This window comes from Pseudorhizobium xiangyangii (assembly GCF_020531965.1).
Taxonomy (GTDB): Bacteria; Pseudomonadota; Alphaproteobacteria; order Rhizobiales; family Rhizobiaceae; genus Neorhizobium; species Neorhizobium xiangyangii.
Genome location: NZ_JAJAWH010000024.1, coordinates 1 through 18,385 on the forward strand (window position 1 = coordinate 1; position 18,385 = coordinate 18,385).

Consider the following 18,385-nt stretch of genomic DNA (forward strand, 5'->3'; position numbering starts at 1 on the left):
GGACTGCAGCAACTGACGTGAAGGAACCTACTCTGCCGTTCCCATCGGTAAGGATCCGGGAGATAGCTATCCAATTCTACTCGCTATCCGCAGGCTCGTTGCTCCACATACCCATCAGCATAGCCCGGAAATGCTCCGCCGCCGGTGAGAGCGTAGCCCCCCGGCGGCGTACGACACCGATGGTCCGCGATATCTGGGGATTGAGCAAGGGACGTGTGACGATGAAGGGATGGTCTTGTCCCGGCGTTGCGGTCCGCGGTAGAACGGAAATGCCCAGCCCGGCTTCCACGAGCCCCAACGAGGTCGAGAGATGGGTGACTTCGTAAAACCATTGAAGCTCGATATTCGCACGCGCCAGCGTCGCATCGAGAAGCGTCCGGTTCCCGCTTGAGCGGTGCACCGTAATGAGCCGGTAAGGCAGGAGATCTTGCCATCCGACTTCTTCCTCCTCCGCCAGCGGGTGGTCCCGCCGAATAGCTAGAACGAACGGATCTTCTGCGATGCGATCGAAGATAAGATCCGGATCTGCGGTGCCCATGAAGTTGATGCCGAATTCCACCTCGCCACGCAGCACAGCCTGCAGTCCCTCCGTTGCCGTCAGATCCAGGATGCGAAAGCGTATGTCTGGATAGTCGCGATTGAACTGCTTGATCACCGTAGGCAGGAAATAGAACGCGGCTGTCGGTAGACAGGCAATCGTTACCAGTTCATTGCGGCGCGCTCCGCGGTCTCGCGCCGCAAATAGCGATCCATCAAATTCCTCGAGCATCCGCCGCACCAGGGGCATCAGTTCGAGGCCAAGCGCTGTCGGTGACACATGCCTCGTCGTTCGTTCGAGGAGGGTCGCACCGATCGATGCCTCGAGCTTCTGAATACGCCGGCTGAGGGCAGGCTGCGACAGATGTAGCGCCTCCGCCGCACGGTTGAAGCCTTCCAGTTCGACCACCGCGAGGAAGGCTCGCAGATCAAGGATTTCACAATTAATGCGCATTTCACATTATTTCCCTGAAACTTTGCATTTCACCAAATAATCTAAAAAGTTCATAGACTTCAAGAGAAGGTCGGGGCGTCTCGAGAAGGAAGGCGCTTCCCTTTCTCTTTTTTATGTGTACGTTTGTATACATATGAGCGCAGTTCTATATCGGGAGGAAAACATGATCGATCTTACTCGTCGTAAACTACTGGCCGCCGGTTCTGCCGCCGCGGCATTCGGACTTGCAGGCGTCCGGCCCGCTTTGTCGCAGGCGTCTGTCGACTTTGCCGGCAAGACAGTTGAATGGTGGATGCCGTTCTCCGAGGGCGGGGGGTCCGACGTCTGGGCTCGCTTCTTCGCACCCTATCTGTCGAAATATCTGCCGGGCAATCCCAATGTTATCGTCCGCAATGTGCCGGGCGGTGGCTCCATCACCGGCTCAAACGAGTTCGTCGCGCGGGCAAGGCCCGACGGTCTGGCGATCCTCGGTACTTCCGGCTCCACGCAGTTCCCCTTCCTGCTCGGTGATGCACGCGTGCGCTATGACTACGCCAAACTCATCCCGGTGCTCGTCTCGCCGACCGGGGGCGTCTGTTATCTGCCTGCCAAGTTCGAGGTGAAGACTCCGGCCGAACTGGGCAAGATCAAAGATCAGGAACTGATTTACGGCAGCCAGGGCGCCACCTCGCTCGACCTGGTACCCATGCTCGCCTTCCGCCTGCTCGGTCTCAACGTGCGACACGTGTTCGGCATGCAGGGCCGCGGCGATGGACGTCTTGCCTTTGAACGCGGTGAGGCGACCATCGATTATCAGACCTCCTCCGCCTATCTGACCAACGTCAGGCCTTTGGTCGAAGCTGGTACCGCCGTTCCGATGTTCTCCTGGGGCGTTCTCGATGCTCAGGGCAATGTCGCCCGCGACCCGACCTTCCCCGATCTGCCGCATTTCGTGGAAGCCTACGAAATGCTGCATGGGTCCAAGCCATCTGGCGTGGAATACGATGCCTATCTCGCGTTCTTTGGCTCCGGTTTTGCGGCTCAAAAGCCATGCATGCTGCCGGAAGGAACGTCTGACGATATCGTTGCAACCTACCGGAAGGCCTTCGCCGACGCTGTCGCCGACCCAGAATTGCAGAAGGCCAAAGCGGATGTTCTGGGCGATTATGATCAGGCCGTCGGCGGCGATATCGAGCAGCTCTACAAGGTGGCAACGTCGATCAAGCCGGAAGCGCGCGACTGGGTGCGAAACTTCCTGACCACCGAATATCAGGTCAAGCTCTGACCCACGCGGTGCTCGCCGTCGGAACGGCGAGCACCGGCATTTGTTTGGCTGCCCGCAGCCGATAACACCCATCCTGGCATAGACGATCCGGCTCAAGAACAGCGGGCCTAGGGCGTTGTCTAGCGAAAGGACACCATTCGTGCTCGATGTCTTCATCACCTCGCTCCATAACCTACTGACGCTTCACCATCTTGGCTTTATGATGATCGGCGTTGCCGTCGGTCTGATCGTCGGCATCCTGCCCGCGCTTGGCGGTATTGCGGGCATGTCTCTGCTGTTGCCTTTCGTCTACGGCATGGAGCCCACGGCTGCCATTGCAATGATGGTCGGATTGCTCGCCGTAATTCCGACGTCGGACACATTCTCATGTATCCTGATGGGGATACCTGGCTCATCCGCTTCCCAAGCCACGGTACTCGACGGCTTCCCGCTTGCCCGCAAGGGTGAAGCTGCACGTGCCCTGAGCGCGTCCTTCGCCGCCTCCATGATTGGTGGTCTCTTTGGCGCCCTCTGTCTCACCGCTATCGTTATTGTGGCCCGCCCTATCATTTTGAGCTTCACCTCGGCGGAACTCTTCATGCTGGCATTGTTTGGGCTTTCGATGGTTGGTGTCCTATCCGGCAACAGCCTTGCCAAGGGAGTGGCAGCCTGCTCGCTCGGACTTGCCTTTGGTGCGATTGGAACGGCGCCGGCCAATGGCGGCGAGCGTATGACGTTTAACTCGCTCTATCTGATGAGCGGCCTCGAGATCACCATCATCGGCCTCGGAATTTTCGCACTGCCCGAGGTGCTCGATCTGCTACGCGGCAATTCGAGCATTTCCAGCACCGGAAAGCTCGGCCGCGGTTGGCTGGCCGGCGTCCGTGACACCTGGCGGGAAAAATGGTTGGTCTTGCGCTGCTCCACGATCGGCGCTTGCGTTGGACTGATGCCCGGTCTGGGCGGCAGCGTTTCCGACTGGATATCCTATGGCCATACGGTCCAGACCGCGAAGGATAAGTCACAATTCGGCAAGGGAGATATCCGGGGCGTGATCGGCCCGGAAGCCGCCAACAATTCCTGTGCCGGCGGCAATCTCATCCCTACCCTGCTCTTTGGCATTCCGGGCTCCGGCTCGATGGCGATCTTCCTTGCAGCGATGATCCTGATCGGCCTCCAGCCGGGACCAGGCATGGCGGATCCCAACCGCGACCTCCACTTGACATATACGGTCGTCTGGACGCTTGCGCTCGCCAATGTTGTCGGCACGGCTGCCTGCATCGCCCTCTCACCAAGCATCGCCCGATTGACGACGATCCGCTTCGTGTTGTTCGCACCCTTCATGATTCTTATCATCGTGTTCGGTGCATTTCAGTCGACACGTTCATTCGAGGATATTCTGGCGCTCCTGATTGTCGCCCTCACGGGTATCTTCCTGAAGCGCTTCGGTTGGCCGCGCCCGGCATTCCTGATCGGCTTCGTGCTCGCCGGCCAGGTGGAAACCTATTTCTACCAAGCGGTACAGTTCTATGGTTACACCTTCCCACTTCGTCCGATTGCGGTGGCAATCGGCTTGGTAACAATCGCTTCGCTCTGGTTCACCAGCCGGTCACGGTCGAAGAAGAAGGCCGGAGACGCACCCGGCGGTATCGTGACAGACATCGAATTCGAGCCGGAAGAGAATGTGACCGCGGTTGCCAAGAACCTTTGGCCGCAGGTCGCCTTCACTGCCGCTGCAGTCGCGTTCTTTGTGTTCACGATTATCGAAGGGGCGCAGAACTCCTTCCTCGACGCCGTGTTTCCGATCTCGGTCGGGATCGTCGGGTTTTTGATGGCCGCGTTCGTCTTGTTCAATCAGTATCGAGGCGCCATCGGCCAAGGGGACGCCGGTAATCTCAACTTCGATCAGGACAGCGGGCCGGACAACGGCAGCCTCTGGCGGTTTGTCGGATGGCTCGTCGGGTTCGTCGCCGCCATCGGACTGCTCGGGTTTACGCTGGCGCTGATCGGGTTCTTCCTGGCCTTCCTGCGGATCGTCGCCAAGGCAGGCTGGCTGCAGGTGGTCATACTAACGGCCGCTGCCGTGGGGTTCGTGCTCATGCTCACGTCCGTTCTGTACATGATCCTGCCGGGCGGCCTGCTCCAGCACTACTTCTACGACTCGATGGTCTGGCCCCTCCGCTGACTGCCTCCCCGGCCTGAGGGCCGGGGTTTATACGACTTTTTTCGATGTATGCAATCGCATCCATTGGTCCACAGATCTGAACGAGGACGAGTATGCCAAGACAGACCCCCATTCCCTGTATCCTGATGCGCGGCGGCACTTCCAAGGGGCCATATTTCAAGATGCAGGACATTCCCGCAAATCCGGAAGGACGCGCCCGTGTTCTTCTGGCGGCGATGGGATCGCCTGACGCGCGCCAGATCGACGGCATAGGGGGTGCCGACACGCTGACCAGCAAGGTGGCGATGGTCGGTCCATCGACCCGCGACGGCGTCGATGTCGACTACCTCTTCGCACAGGTCTCGGTCGACCAGGCCACCGTCGACACCTCGCCGTCCTGTGGCAACATGCTGTCTGGTGTCGGCCCGTTCGCCATCGAAAGCGGCATGGTGCCGGTGGCGGGCAACACCACAAGCGTGGTGATCTACGACATCAACACGAAAAGCCGGATCCAGGCCATCATCCAGACGCCCGATGGGGCCGTTAACTACGAAGGTGATGCACGCATCGACGGGGTTCCGGGCACGGCGGCAGAAATTCGGCTGAATTTCATGGATATCGTCGGCTCCAAGACCGGGTCGCTGCTGCCCACCGGCCACCCCGTAGAAGAGATCGACGGCATAAAGGTCACGCTGATCGACGTCGCCGTACCGATGATGATCTTCCGCGCCGCCGATCTCGGTAAAACCGGCTACGAGACAGCCGCCGAACTCGATGCCGACAAGGCCCTATTCGCTCGCATGGAAGCGATGCGCATGGAGGCGGGAAGACGCATGGGACTTGGCGACGTTACAGGCAAGGTCGTACCAAAGATGGCGATGCTTGGAGCCCCACGCGAGGGCGGCAATATCGCCGCCCGCTATTTCGTGCCGCACAAGACGCATGCCGCCTTTGCCGTGACCGGCGGGCTCTGCGTCTCTTCCTGTGTGATGGTGGCTGGCACGGTGGCCGACGGAATAGCCGATCGACCGGAGGGCCATGACTGCACGATCGCCATCGAACATCCAACCGGTATCATTGAGGTCGCGATGACGACAAGACCGAACGGCAATAGCATCGAGATCGTCGGCGGCGGCGTCATCCGCACGGCCCGCAAACTCATGGAAGGCTACGTGTTCGTGCCGTCCTACATGGATGAGGCAAAGCCTGCGGCGTGATCGCAGTCTTGCAGCATTCTTCCTTTCAGGAGCATCCTCATATCATGAAACTGCTTGTTCTTCCGGGCGATGGCATCGGACCGGAAATCATCGAGGCGACGGTGGCCGTCCTCGACGCGGTCGATCGCCGCCTCTCGCTCGGTTTCCACTATACGTGGCGCGACATCGGCTTTTCGTCGCTTCAAAAGACCGGAACGACACTGCCGCCGGACCTTGTGGACATGGCCCGGGGAATGGATGGCACGCTGCTCGGCCCCATTTCGCACCTTGACTATCCGCCCCGAGAGCAGGGCGGATATAACGTATCGGCCGCATTGCGAACCCAGCTCGATCTCTACGCCAATGTCAGGCCTGCCAGGACGCGCCAAGGGGTCTTCCACCGCGGCACCGACATGGACCTGGTGATCATGCGGGAGAATACCGAAGGCATGTACCCGGACCGCAACATGTTTGCCGGCAGCGGCGAATACATGCCCACCGAGGACGTAGCGATTTCGATGCGCAAGGTCACCGCAAAGGCGATCAATCGCATCGCTATAGCCTCCTTCGAACTGGCACGGCAGCGCCGAAGAAAAGTGACGGCAGTGCATAAGGCGAATGCCTTCGTGCTGACCGACGGCCTGTTCCTCAAGGAGGTGCGCAAGGTCGCGAGCGACTATCCCGACGTGGAACTGGAGGAAGTGCTGATCGATGCCATGGCCGCCCTTCTGGTTCGCCATGCCGATCGATATGACGTCATCTGCACGACGAATTTCTACGGCGACACCCTGTCGGATCTCGCCTCCGAGCTTTCCGGCAGCCTTGGGTTGGCAGGGTCGCTGAATTCGGGAACCGAAAATGCCGTAGCACAGGCACAACATGGTTCGGCACCCGATATCGCCGGCAAGGACAAGGCCAATCCGACTTCGATGATCCTTTCCGCTGCCATGCTGCTTCGCTGGCATGGTGAACGGCTGGACAAGACGCACTTTGTCGATGCCGCGACGAGGATCGAGCAGACGATCGACCGGGTGATCGCAGAGCCATCGACCCGTACGGGCGATCTCGGCGGCCCACTCGGGACGCGTCAATTCACCGACACCGTCATCTCCAGTCTCGCCTGAAACACCCCGAAACAGAAAGGTGCCGCCATGCGCGTCGGCACCGTCATCCTTGATACCCTATCCGTGTACCGGGCGATCGGCGACGAGCACACCATCGCCGTCGGCATAGATGTACTGGCCGGTTGCGAATTCGACATTGCCGAAGCGGACGGGCACACCCCGGATACCATGGCCCGTCTTGCCGCTCTTCTTCGGTGACTGACCCAGTGCCATGACGCAGAAATCCATCCCGGCAAGATCGGCGCTGTCGCGGATAGCACCGTTGATTAAGATCCCCTGCCAGCCGTTCGCCTGACCCAGCGCGGCGATCAGATCGCCCACGAGGGCGCAACGCAACGAGCCCCCGCCATCGACCACCAGCACCTTGCCGTGCCCGTCCCCTTCGAGCGTCTCGCGCAGCAGGCGGTTGTCCTCGAACGTCCTGATCGTCACGATCTCGCCGTGGAATCCGTTCCGGCTGCCGAATGACTTCCACTGCATTTCGCAGAAGCGGACCTCGGTATCGTTCGTATCAACGAGATCGGCTGTCTTGAGGCTGTTCGTCATGGCTTTTCCTTGGTGTTCGGTGCAGCGAGGACGCGGATGGGTTTTCCCTCCCGCCAGGCTTTGATGTTCTCGACCGTGTCGCGGTAGAAGGCGGCGTAGGCGCCTTCGGTGACATAGCCAAGATGCGGTGTGAGAACGGTGTTGGGCGCGCTGCGCAACGGGTGATCGGCAGGCAGCGGTTCGATTTCGAAGACATCCAGACCGGCCCTGATGCGGCCGGCGTTGAGCGCCTCCAGCAAGGCCGTCTCATCCACAAGGGGCCCGCGCGACGTGTTGATCAGCAGAGCACCGGGTTTCATCAGCGCCAGATCGTCGGCGGCAACGATATGTCGGCTCCGCTCGCTCAGGATCAGATGCAGGGAGACAACGTCGGCTTCCTGAAACAACGTCTTCTTGTCGACACGACGGACACCGACTTCGGCCGCTCGCTCATCCGTCAGGTTCTGGCTCCAGGCAATGACGTTCATCCCGAAGGCTTTCGCGATCGTTACCATGCGGCTGCCAAGCTTGCCGAGACCGACAAGGCCGAGTGTCTTGCCACCGAGGACAGTTCCGATCGTCTCCTGCCAGCCGCCGGCGCGGACACGGCGATCCTCACTCGGGATAAAGCGGGCGAGCGACAGGATCAGTCCCCAGGCGAGCTCCGGCGTCGCATGTGCGGATTCACCCGCATAGGTGTGGCAGACGGTGATGCCGCGGGCGACTGCTGCCTCCATGTCGATCGTGCGGACACGCGCACCGGTCACCACGACCAGCTTCAGCGACGGAAGCCTTTCGATCAGTGAGGACGGAAGCGGCATGCGTTCGCGCATGAGGCATAGGACGTCAAAGCCGGAAAGTTCGCGAGCGGCTTCATCCTCGCTGCCCAGATTATGCCCGAACCGGACGACATCGCAGTCGCGTCCGAGCGAGGCCCAGTCGGCCAGCGACAGCGCCACATCCTGATAATCATCAAGAACCGCAACCCGCAGCATTCTACTGTCCTTTCAAGAGAGCATTCGTATCGATCGACAGGCCCACAAGTGCGGCTTGTTCCGCAAGCATGGCGAGATCAGCCTCACCAAGGGGTATGCCGTGAGCAAGCCGCTCTGCCATCCGTCCCGCTTCGGGTTCTCCCGGCATCAGGATCGGCTGGTCCTCATCAAGGCGCGGGCATCCACGTGCACGTTCCACGAGGTCGTCCATGCGCGTCCGATAGGCGCAAGCGTCGCCAAATAGTTCCGGGCGAAAGGCAATAATGCTGTGCCCGACATTCTGCGGCCGATCCCGGTCACGATATTGATCGCCAACCTGGCCGCCAAAGGCGGCTCCGGTCATGACGCCGGCCAGCACTTCCATCATCAGTGACAGGCCGGAGCCCTTCGGACCGCCGAGCGGCAGCACGATCCCTTCATAGGCACGTCCTGCATCCGTGGTCTGCCTGCCCTCGGCATCGAGTGCCCAGCCGGTCGGAATGGCCTCACCCTTCTGCATGGCGCGCCTGATCTTGCCGCGCGCCACCACCGACGTCGCCATGTCGAGGATGATGGGTGGCGATCCGTTGCCGCCGGGAGCGCCGAATGCAAAGGGACTGGTGCCGAGAAAGGGGGTGCGTCCGCCCCATACGGGCATGCTGGGCGAGGCATTGGTAAAGACAAACGCTGCGTAACCGGCCTCGACGGCATCCAGCAGATAGCCCGCCGCCATACCGAAATGCGTACTGTTGGACACACCTGCTATGCCGATGCCATATTTTTCAGCGGCAGCGATGGCCTCTTCCAGAGCCCTGCGCGCAACTATGAAGCCGAGACCATCATCACCGTCGACATGCGCTGCTGCAGGCATCGGATGGGTCACGCGGATCTCCGGCCGAGCGCGTACGACACCCCGGCGCAGCCGGTCCGTATAAATAGCGATCCGCGAAATGCCGTGCGTGCCAACCCCACGCAGATCTGCGAGAACGAGATACCGGCCAACAATCGCAGCGTCTTCTGCGGAAAGACCAAGACCGCGGAAAATGTCGGCGACGGCATTCTCCAGACGCGGCGCATCGACGGAAAAAACGGCCTCCCCGGCGTTTGATGGCATGGCATTCTCCTCCGAGCCAGTGTCACGACACTGTCTGCGTAGCAGGTCATTTTCGGCTTGTATACTATTGTATCCAAAGAATGCCGCGAACAGCTAACTCGACATGTAGCTCTTCTTCGCTATCGTCAGGAAATCGCGAATCGGGCCGGAAAGCGGGCTGGAGGCTCGCCTCGCCATCAAGAGCGAGCGACGTGCCCAATGATCAGCCAGACTGGCGCTTACCAGATCTGTTCCTGCCAGCAGATGAAGGCTGGTGGAACGCATGAAACCGATACCGAAGCCAGCCTCGACCATCCGAACCAGCGAGGAGAATGTTTCCACATTCACCCGCTCGCCCAGCGCCCGGCCACTACTGGCGGCTGCGGCACTCAACAGCCGGTCGAGTGCACCGCTGTGATGGATACCGACGACTTCGTGTTCCGCGACCTCGTCAAAGCCGATCGGTACCGCCGATCGCAGGCGCTCAGCCAACACATGATCGGGCGAGCATATGACGAGGACGTTATCGTCCTCGAAGACACTCGTTTCGAAGCGATCGACATCATTATTGTCGGCAACAAAGGCGATGTCGGCCTGGCCGTCATCCATGGCAGCTAGCGCCCTCGCCGCCGACATTTCCTGGATGTCGAGGCGGACGCCCCGATGGCTTTCGACATAGTTTGCCAGCAGTTCGGGAAGCCTCCCGGACAAGGCGGAACTGGTGCAAGCCAGCCTCAAGGCCCCGCGCGCGCCAGTGGCGTAATCGACCATCTGTGTATCGAGGTCAGCGATCTGCCGAAGTATCTCCACGCAACCGCGGACATAGATCTGCCCCGCAGCGGTTAGCCGCACGCCCTGAACGGAGCGGTCGAAGAGCGCAACGCCGAGTCGCGCCTCCAATTCGCTGATCCGTCGACTGACGGCGGACGTTGCTATATTCTCACGCTCTGCCGCCCGCCCGATGGAGCCGAGTTGGGCCACCGAGACGACCAGTCGCGCCGTTAGCGGGTCGAAGGGCCGCATGCGCTCCTCCCGCGGTCGTAACCGAGACCGGCTGTTCGTCGAGGCCGAAGTCGCGCCGCACACGCCTCAGCATTTCCGCATCGAAGCGGTGCAGGTGAAAATCGTTGCAACGTCGGACGAGCGCAAAATAGCGCTCCAATGCGTTGACGACCTTGTGCAGGATGACCATTGGCATGATCTCTTCCACCAATTGTGGGTTGTTCGATACCCATGGTCTAACGGCTCCTGTTGCAGTGCGGTAGCACCGATTGGCGAAGGCGGCATCGCGGCTCGGCAAGACCAGACGCCACTGGTTAATCCTTATTCGCCGCCCCCATCAACCGCAACCATACCGGCAGCAGGAGCGGGGCGCAGACCACGATCAGCACGACGCGGAAAAGATGATGCAGGCTGACAAAGGCAGGGTCTGTATCGAGTGAAATGGCAATCAGGCTCATTTCCGGCAGCCCTCCCGGAACAAGAGCGAGAAGGCCAATTGCAAACGGCACATCAAGAAAGCGGTCCAAGCCCCAGGCAAACAGCGCTGCCATACCGAGGCTGAAGCATGTCAGCAGCGCACCAAGGACGATGCCTGTCGTCATGACGCGCCGCTCGACCCCGGCAAAATGCTGCCCGATCGTGGCGCCGATGACAATCTGGGCGACGGCAATGACAGGACCGGGAACATCAGCTGCCGTCAAACCCAGAAGATGCGCTGCCGCACTCAACGACAGCGGACCGGTCAGACCGGCGGCAGGAAGCCGAAGCCACTTGCCCAGCAGGAGCCCGAGGACGGCGCAGCCTAGTAAGACGAGGGTATCGGTAAGCGGCAGGGTCGCGGTCCAATCGATCGTGCGGTTGACACGTCCGTCACCGACGTCCGCCAGCAGGCCGGACAGCCCGAGCGAAGTTGGCACGACAGCGATCAGGAGGACCAATCGCGTTGCATGCACCATGCTGACGCTGCGGATATCGGCACCGAAAGACGGCGCGATCACGATCATTTCGCTCAAGCCGCCCGGTACGCCGCTGAATGCCGCTGTGGTCGGAGCAAGCCTGCCAACGCGATAACAAACATAGATGCCGAAGAGCGCCGTGATCACGGTGTAGGCCCCGACAGCCGTCAGACTGACCCACCAGCTCCCGACATGCGCCAGGACCTCCGGCTTGAAGGCGCTCCCGACCATGAGTCCGATGACAGCAATCATGGCGGTACGCGGACTGCGTGAAGCCGTCACACGTACGCCGACCACCGCCAGCGCCATGGTGACCGCCATCGCTCCCAAAAGCCAGCCGAGCGGCAGGCCGAGCGCATAACCGCAATACCCACCGCCAGTCCCGAGCGCGAGCGTTCGCATCGTGTATGGTAGGGAATGGTCGGGCTGGCCTGCCATTGACGCTCGCGTTTCGGTATCAGTCATGAGGAGATGCTATAGCTTTTCCGGCAGTCGTTGCATACCTTCGTATGCAAATGTACAATGCCATAGACAATCTACACGGGGTTCTATAGCCGGAATGCGCAACAACGAGGAAACGGCAGCCATGAGCCCGCAGAAGGACCTGCTTTCCAAAACCAGAGGACAGAGCACCTATCAGGCGATCCTGGCTGCGATCCGCGATGGGATCTACCGTCCCGGTGACCCACTGCGCGAAGAAGAGGTGGCGGCCCGCCTTGGCGTCAGTCGCACCCCCGTTCGCGAGGCGCTCGGTCGTCTCCAGGAAAAGGGCCTTTTGGAAGCCGCTCCCGGTCGCGGCGTAGCTGTATCGATCCTTTCCATGCAGCAGCTCTTCGAGCTTTACGCCATTCGCGAAGAACTGGAAGGTATCGTCGCCCGCTTTGCTGCACGCCACGCAACGGACGCAGAGATAGCCAATCTCGAGCGCATCAACGAAAAATTTGCCGCTGCCAGCGAAGACCCCCAGCTTGCCGCGCAGTGGAATCGCCAGTTTCACGCGCGGCTCTATGACGCTGCGCGCAACCGCTACCTCCGCCAGGCCGTCGAGGATCTCCAGGAAACGATAGCGCTGCTGCCCGACACGACCTTCGTCCAGGACGGCCGGACAGGCACCGCGACCGACGAGCATGTTGCGATCATCGAAGCAATCCGCCGGCACGATCCCGAGGTCGCAGAGAAGGCCGCAATCAACCACATCAAGGCAGCGCTCAATGTACGCCTCCTGATCACCAAGACGGAGAATTGAAGGGACAGCCTGGCTTGCGCCACCTCCCTTCACATGTCCGGCCAGACCGCGGCATGAGTACCAAGCGGAACCGGCAAGCTAGTCCAGGCGGTCGGATACCCATCGAACCGCAACGCCGGCCGCAGTGCCCTCACATGACCAAAAGCGGTGTCAAAGCCTTCCATAAGGTCGGAGACTTCCGCATGGCCCGGGTTGGCATGCGGCTGAAGGGGGTCGTCACCGAGGTCGGCGCGCATTTGCCACATCCACTCGGCCGTCGCCGAAAGCGACATTGCGGCATGCCAGCGTCCACCTGTCTCGTGGCGGCGGATCAAGGCGACCATCGCGGCAAAAGCGGCCAGATACCCGGACAGGTAGTCGAGCGGCTGGCACGGCAGAAGCGCGGGTCTGTCCGATAGGCCGTCGAGAGCCATGCCAGTGGTCGCCTGGACGAGACTGTCGTAGCCTCGACGCGACTGCCACGACCCCTCCTTCGAGAAGGCCGATAGCGACACCGAGACAAGACTCGGGTTGAACTCGCCAAGCGCCGAAGCCCCAAAACCGCGCTGGTCCAGCGAGCTGGGACGATAGGCATCGAGATAGATATCAGCATCGCGCGCCAATGTCCGCAGCTGCGTCCGTCCCTCCTCCGTCTCCAGATCAATGAAGGCCGAGCGTTTGCCGAAGCCGGTATCGATCACCAGCGAGGTAATCGACGGCAAGTTGGCACCGGCGATCCGAATAACGGACGCGCCATGCTCCGCCATGGTTCGGCCGGCCATCGGGCCGGCGATCACACGCGAGAGGTCAAGCATTCGCAGGCCACCAAGCGGCCCGCCGCATGCATGGCCAAACGGCTTGACGGGCCCGCTGGCCAGGCGTTCAAGGGAAATCGGTGATCCGCTGCCCCCCTCCACGCTCTCCCGTTCTGACACCCAGGCATCACGGGAGCGCACACGTGCCGCGCACAAACCCAGCCGGATTGCCTCTGCCTCAATATCGTAAGCACACCGGCTTGCAACCGCAGCCCGGACTTCTTCCGGATCCTTGCCCACTGAAAGCATATTGAGAAGACCGTCGCGCAGATGGGGAAAGTTCCCGTGGAGATAGACCCACTCGCCGTCTGCCGCCGGATAAAAGCCGGTGAAGGGATCGCGGAACTTTGCGGGCCTTCCATTGACCATGAGATAGCTGGAACTCGCCATCGCCACCTCGGCTGCCCGCGTATCCACGGCCACGGATGACACCTTTCCCGAGCGCAACTCCTGAATGCGGGAGACTGCAAGACCCACTGCACCTAGTGCGGCAGTGGCCATCGGTGCGATCGGCCAAGGCGTCGCGAGTACCTTCGGCCGCTCCTCGACGATGAGCCGCTCGACCGGAGCGTCGGCCCAACCGACGGCCAAAAGCAGTGAACGAAGCGGGTGCTCGACCCGACCCAGCGTCATGGTTGGCCTCCCGCGAATGATGCAACGGCGACCTCCCCCTGCATGAGCCGGCGTGCTGTGCGATAGACCGTGCAACTGGCCACGTCCCAGCCGGCTCCATTGGCCGCGACACGAGCACCAGCCGCAACGACGCCCGAAGGATGCCCTACGCGGAAGGTATCTGCCTCGGTAGGCGTGCTGGCAAGGCGATGGGCAAGGGATCCCCGGATGCCACAGGCAGCCGCCAGGCACATGGCGCCAGTGAGTGTGACGGCCCGGTGAACGCGTTCCATCGACAACATTCGAACGGCGATATCATGCTCGGCGGGGCCAAGGCGCCGGCCGTCCAGCGTCGTGAAAATGCCGGGTGATGCAATGACCGCTATCTTGGGATTGGCGAGCCCGACGCTGTCGGGAGAAACGCCCAGTCCGATCCGGACCGCCGCGAGACGCCGTAGCCTGTCCAGAAGCGCCATGAGATCGCGGTCCGCTTCGATGACATCAGGTAAAGTGGAGATGTCCTTTCCGAGTTGCCCGGCAGCCACGAAGACGACCGGATTGGTGGCATCCACGATTGAGACCTCGAATGAGCGGCCGTCGAGTTCAATGATTTCGATTGCTTTTCCGGTGGGGAGCAGACCAGACGTGACTGAACCGCCGGGGCTGAGAAACTCGAGCGAGATACGTGCGCCGCTGCCGGAAACTCCGTCTATTGTGAAATCCCCACTGGTCACTGCACTGTCCTGGTGGACAGGAAAACGGGCGTGGATGATCTTTTTTGTGTTGACCTGATGGATGCGAACCAGCGCCTCCCCATCGGCAAAGGACACAAGGCCCTCGTCTACCGCGAAAGGCCCGACCGCCGAAGAGAGATTGCCGCAATTGGCGCCCCAATCGACCACTGGACGATCAACTGCGACCTGTGCAAACGTGTAGTCGACATCCGCTTCCGGGTGGGTCGGCGGACCGATGATGACCGCCTTGGACAGGCTCGAACTCCCGCCGCCCAGTCCATCCAATTGTCGGCCATAGGGATCCGGACTGCCGAGAGCCGACAACAGCATGCTGTCAAGTGCATCACGATCAGGCGGGCAATCGCGGGCGTGGAAGAAAACACCCTTGCTGCTGCCACCACGGTAGAAGGCGGCCGGTACGAAGACTTGCGTCAATGGATTACCCTTCACAGGACCTGCGATGCCACACCGTTGACATCGCTGAAGTCCCATCATAATCATCGTATACAAATGCATGCAACAATGAAAAGAGGGCGAACCGTGCATGAGCGTGCGCTTAAACGGGTACGAAATCCGTGCCTTCTAGCGGGACACCGGCGAACCTGCCGCGACGCTCAGGCAAGAAGCCTCGATTTGGCAGGCGATCCAAAAAATCTGCACGCTTCACCATCTCGACGGCAGCTGGGTCGGCTGTATCATGTGCGGCATCTATCGCTTCCGGGCGCTCTTCCGCTACGCCAAGGAAGCGCGAGAGGGGTGGCGGTTGACGGGATGGCGCTGATAACATCCGCAGGCCCGACCAGATGTCAGTACGAGGTCAAACATTTGAGCTCAACCGGATAATGCCCCCAACCGGGATCTGGGGGCGAACATGGTGACAAGGGCCATCGGTTCGATACCCTATAGCCCAAGCTGCTCCAGCCGCTTCACGCCACTTCCTGCACGACAGGTTACGTTGGGTAGGATCGACCAACGTAGAAACTTTGCCGTGCAGCAGAATTAGGACAGGACAGGCCATGCGCGTTGACTATCTCGGTCTTGAAGCCTTTGTCGCGGTGGCCGAACTCGGCAGCTTTTCGAAGGCCGCCCGCAAACTCAACCTGACGCAAACGGCGCTGAGCCACCGGGTGCGCAAGATTGAGACGGACCTCAACACGCGCCTGCTTGTCAGAACCTCGCGCGAGATTTCCCTGACCAAGGCCGGTCAGCTGCTGCTACCGCAGGTTCGCGATCAGTTGGCGAACCTGGCAGAGCTTTATGAGGCCACCCGCGGAACGGGCCATGAGGCGCGGCGTTGCATGGTGTTCGCCTGCCTTCCGACGATCGCCAGCTATTACCTGCCCCATCTGATGAAGACCTTTTCGGACTGCCACCGAGGGTTTCAGGTGGTACTTCTAGACCAGCCGGCCGGCCGGATCATGGATCTGGTAAAGGAAGGCGAGGCAGAATTCGGCATCACCATTATCGGCGCCACGCCGTGGGACCTCGAAGTCGAATCGCTGTGCCGGGAGCCCTATGTTCTGCTCGTCAATCGGCAGCACCGTCTCGCAGAACAAACGAGCGTCACTCGTGAGGACCTTTTGGGTGAGCCGATGGTGCGGATACGGACGCAGTCTACAAACAGACAGCTGGTGGAAAACTCGCTCGGAGACGTTAGCAGGCAATTGGATTGGCGGTTCGAGGTTCAGAACGCGGCGACAGCCATGAGCCTCGTGGCGTCGGGTGTCGCACTGACCGTCCTGCCGCGCCTGACCATGCACCAATCACCGGCAAACATTGTCGGCCTGCCCTTTGCCGACGTCGATCTGTCGCGTAACATCGGCGCGATCAGGCGGCGGGGTTCGCCCCTCTCGCCGCCCGCGGAGGCGCTGCTGGAACTGATCCGCAACCGCCTCATGCACATCTGATTGCTGGCGGGGCAGGTTCCTTTGCAGGTGCCGCGTGGTCCCTACTCGCAACAAGCAAGCCGACACGTCATCCGTGCCTGCCCGGCGGATGAGCCTTGCGGATCACCGGCGAGATCACCTTGTCCGAAACGGGGAAATCCCATATCGCCGCCCCCCCGGCCCGACCGAATTCGGCAATCAGCCGTGGAAGGTCGGTAAGGTGTTTGACCGTCGCCCCTCCGATGCCGAAGCCGTTTGCGATAGAGGCAAAGTCCGGACGACCGAAGACAGCGCCTTCATCGGACAGGCCCTCGGAGCGGAGCTTGTGAATTTCGGAGCCATAAGCACCGTCGTTCAATACGCAGATGAGGATATTCATTCCGTGCCGCCGGATCGTCTCGATCTCCTGGATGTGCATCATCAGGCTACCGTCGCCGTCGAACAGTACCACCGTCTGATCCGGACGCGCGGCCGCGACGCCGATCGCGAAGGAAATGCCATTGCCGATCGCCCCGAATTCCCGGATCGTCAGGAACCGCTCTTGCGGTCGCGACCGCATGTGGGCGAAATAGAAGGAGCAATGGCCGGACGAATTCACCATTTCCCATTCGACCGGCATGTTCGCTTCAAGCGCCTCCACGACATCGCGCGGATCATGAAGCCCCGGCTCTGCTGCAAAGGGCTCCGGGTCGATCGGCGTCTCACGGATCAGCCGGGCCGTCTGTGCACTGCGCCACCTCGGCTGGCGCTGTTCGATGGCTTCCATCAATGCTTCGACCCCGAGTCTGGCATCGGCCCGAATATGGCTGTCAGCAGCAATGCGACCCTGGCTGACCGTCAGTGGCTCGACATCGATCTGCAGGACGTGCGCCTGTCCGAACAGCTTTCCGCCCTCGGCATTGTGATGGGCCAGGATGGTGCCGACGCCGATCACCAGATCCGCCTCGCCCAATAGCTCGCGGGCCGCGGCGGACGAGAAGCCGCCAACGATACCTATCGAGAACGGATCATCGTGGAAAAGCCCACGTGCCGGCAAGGTGGTGGCGAGAAGTGCATCGCAGCGCTCAGCAAGCCGGCGGCAGGCAAACCCGGCACCGGCAGCCACCGCCCCCATGCCCGCCATCACGACGATCCGCTTCGCCGAGCCGATAAGCTCCGCTGCCCTTGCGACATCGTCCGAATGAGGCGGGATCGCTCCGACTTTGGGGACGAGGTCCCGCGAGGGAACCGGTAGAACGTCCGGCCCTTCCCATCGGAGGTCCTGAAGATCGAAAGGAACCCCCACCACCACAGGCCGGCTTGTCGTCCGTGCCTCCAGAAATGCGTCCCGGATGGCTTCTGCCATATGGGATGGGTGGTGCAAAGGCTGGTAGGTCGCGCCGGCCGCACGGATGAACGGGGCCTGATCGATGGCCTGATTATACCAGGTTGCCTTCAGCGGCGCCTCGCCCGCGAAAATCACCAGCGGCAGCCTGGCGCGCACTGCGGCCGGCAGAGCTGTGAGTATCTGGGTCAGGCCCGGACCACAGGTCACCGTGGCAACGCCGACATCTCCTGTCTTGCGCGCATACGCCATTGCAGATGCGACGGCGCAGTGTTCGTGACGAACGTAGATCATTCTGGTGCCGAGACCAGCAAGTGTGGTCGCCCAGTTCATGTTGGCATCCCCGAGAAGGGCAAAGCATGTGGTCACGCCCTCCTGTGAAAAGGCCTCGGCGAGAACCTGATATGTCTTGCGTTCACTCACGCGGCAGCTCCAATGCTGTTGGTGTCATCATCGTGACGGTCAAGGACATGCCGTACGACCGGAGATCGCCATTCCGGAACAACTCCGGAACGGCCGAA

The 18,385-nt window shown here is 61.1% G+C and carries 16 protein-coding genes; 6 read left to right on the forward strand and 10 right to left on the reverse strand.

Annotated features, from left to right (window positions below; genetic code table 11):
- Nucleotides 1-76: 76 nt before the first annotated feature.
- Nucleotides 77-991: a LysR family transcriptional regulator gene (locus LH464_RS19080; RefSeq protein WP_226788000.1), complete on the reverse strand. Its 915-nt coding sequence runs from the start codon at nucleotides 989-991 to the stop codon at nucleotides 77-79.
- 163 nt (nucleotides 992-1,154) lie between these two features.
- On the opposite strand from LH464_RS19080, the gene LH464_RS19085 reads away from it, so the two are divergent.
- From LH464_RS19085 to LH464_RS19100, 4 genes are all read left to right on the forward strand, one after another.
- A complete protein-coding gene (locus tag LH464_RS19085; RefSeq protein WP_226788001.1) occupies nucleotides 1,155-2,255 on the forward strand; it encodes a Bug family tripartite tricarboxylate transporter substrate binding protein in 1,101 nt (366 codons plus the stop codon).
- A gap of 139 nt (nucleotides 2,256-2,394) precedes the next feature.
- The gene (locus tag LH464_RS19090; protein WP_226788002.1) at nucleotides 2,395-4,419 is read left to right on the forward strand and encodes a tripartite tricarboxylate transporter permease; all 2,025 of its coding nucleotides are present in this window, start codon (nucleotides 2,395-2,397) and stop codon (nucleotides 4,417-4,419) included.
- 92 nt (nucleotides 4,420-4,511) lie between these two features.
- Nucleotides 4,512-5,615: a 4-oxalomesaconate tautomerase gene (locus LH464_RS19095; RefSeq protein ID WP_226788003.1), complete on the forward strand. Its 1,104-nt coding sequence runs from the start codon at nucleotides 4,512-4,514 to the stop codon at nucleotides 5,613-5,615.
- Nucleotides 5,616-5,659: 44 nt separating this feature from the next.
- Complete coding sequence (locus tag LH464_RS19100) at nucleotides 5,660-6,718, forward strand: isocitrate/isopropylmalate dehydrogenase family protein (protein ID WP_226788004.1); 1,059 nt, start codon at nucleotides 5,660-5,662, stop codon at nucleotides 6,716-6,718.
- A 57-nt stretch (nucleotides 6,719-6,775) separates the two neighbouring features.
- Here the strand turns inward: LH464_RS19100 and rraA are convergent, their stop codons facing one another.
- From rraA to LH464_RS19130, 6 genes are all read right to left on the reverse strand, one after another.
- Complete coding sequence (gene rraA, locus LH464_RS19105; RefSeq protein WP_226788005.1) at nucleotides 6,776-7,264, reverse strand: ribonuclease E activity regulator RraA; 489 nt, start codon at nucleotides 7,262-7,264, stop codon at nucleotides 6,776-6,778.
- Entirely contained in the window at nucleotides 7,261-8,238 is a 978-nt protein-coding gene (locus tag LH464_RS19110) for a D-2-hydroxyacid dehydrogenase family protein (protein WP_226788006.1), read from the reverse strand. Before LH464_RS19110 ends, rraA begins: the two co-directional genes overlap by 4 nt.
- Before the next feature lies 1 nt (nucleotide 8,239).
- Nucleotides 8,240-9,331, reverse strand: a complete 1,092-nt coding sequence (locus LH464_RS19115; protein WP_226788007.1) for an Ldh family oxidoreductase — start codon at nucleotides 9,329-9,331, stop codon at nucleotides 8,240-8,242.
- Nucleotides 9,332-9,424: 93 nt separating this feature from the next.
- On the reverse strand, nucleotides 9,425-10,333 hold the full coding sequence (locus LH464_RS19120; protein WP_226788008.1) for a LysR family transcriptional regulator: 909 nt from the start codon (nucleotides 10,331-10,333) through the stop codon (nucleotides 9,425-9,427).
- Entirely contained in the window at nucleotides 10,251-10,508 is a 258-nt protein-coding gene (locus LH464_RS19125; protein WP_226788009.1) for a hypothetical protein, read from the reverse strand. The genes LH464_RS19120 and LH464_RS19125 overlap by 83 nt, the downstream gene beginning before the upstream one ends.
- A 118-nt stretch (nucleotides 10,509-10,626) precedes the next feature.
- Complete coding sequence (locus tag LH464_RS19130) at nucleotides 10,627-11,733, reverse strand: AbrB family transcriptional regulator (protein WP_226788010.1); 1,107 nt, start codon at nucleotides 11,731-11,733, stop codon at nucleotides 10,627-10,629.
- Nucleotides 11,734-11,854: 121 nt separating this feature from the next.
- On the opposite strand from LH464_RS19130, the gene LH464_RS19135 reads away from it, so the two are divergent.
- A complete protein-coding gene (locus LH464_RS19135; RefSeq protein ID WP_226788011.1) occupies nucleotides 11,855-12,514 on the forward strand; it encodes a GntR family transcriptional regulator in 660 nt (219 codons plus the stop codon).
- Nucleotides 12,515-12,543: 29 nt separating this feature from the next.
- Here LH464_RS19135 and LH464_RS19140 read toward each other — a convergent pair whose 3' ends face one another.
- Entirely contained in the window at nucleotides 12,544-13,941 is a 1,398-nt protein-coding gene (locus tag LH464_RS19140; protein ID WP_226788012.1) for a CoA transferase, read from the reverse strand.
- Complete coding sequence (locus tag LH464_RS19145) at nucleotides 13,938-15,089, reverse strand: 2-methylaconitate cis-trans isomerase PrpF family protein (protein ID WP_226788013.1); 1,152 nt, start codon at nucleotides 15,087-15,089, stop codon at nucleotides 13,938-13,940. Before LH464_RS19145 ends, LH464_RS19140 begins: the two co-directional genes overlap by 4 nt.
- Before the next feature lie 581 nt (nucleotides 15,090-15,670).
- Here LH464_RS19145 and LH464_RS19150 point away from each other — a divergent pair.
- Entirely contained in the window at nucleotides 15,671-16,561 is an 891-nt protein-coding gene (locus LH464_RS19150) for a LysR family transcriptional regulator (RefSeq protein ID WP_226788014.1), read from the forward strand.
- 67 nt (nucleotides 16,562-16,628) lie between these two features.
- Here LH464_RS19150 and LH464_RS24715 read toward each other — a convergent pair whose 3' ends face one another.
- Complete coding sequence (locus tag LH464_RS24715) at nucleotides 16,629-18,287, reverse strand: thiamine pyrophosphate-binding protein (RefSeq protein ID WP_226788015.1); 1,659 nt, start codon at nucleotides 18,285-18,287, stop codon at nucleotides 16,629-16,631.
- Between the last annotated feature and the right edge of the window lie 98 nt (nucleotides 18,288-18,385).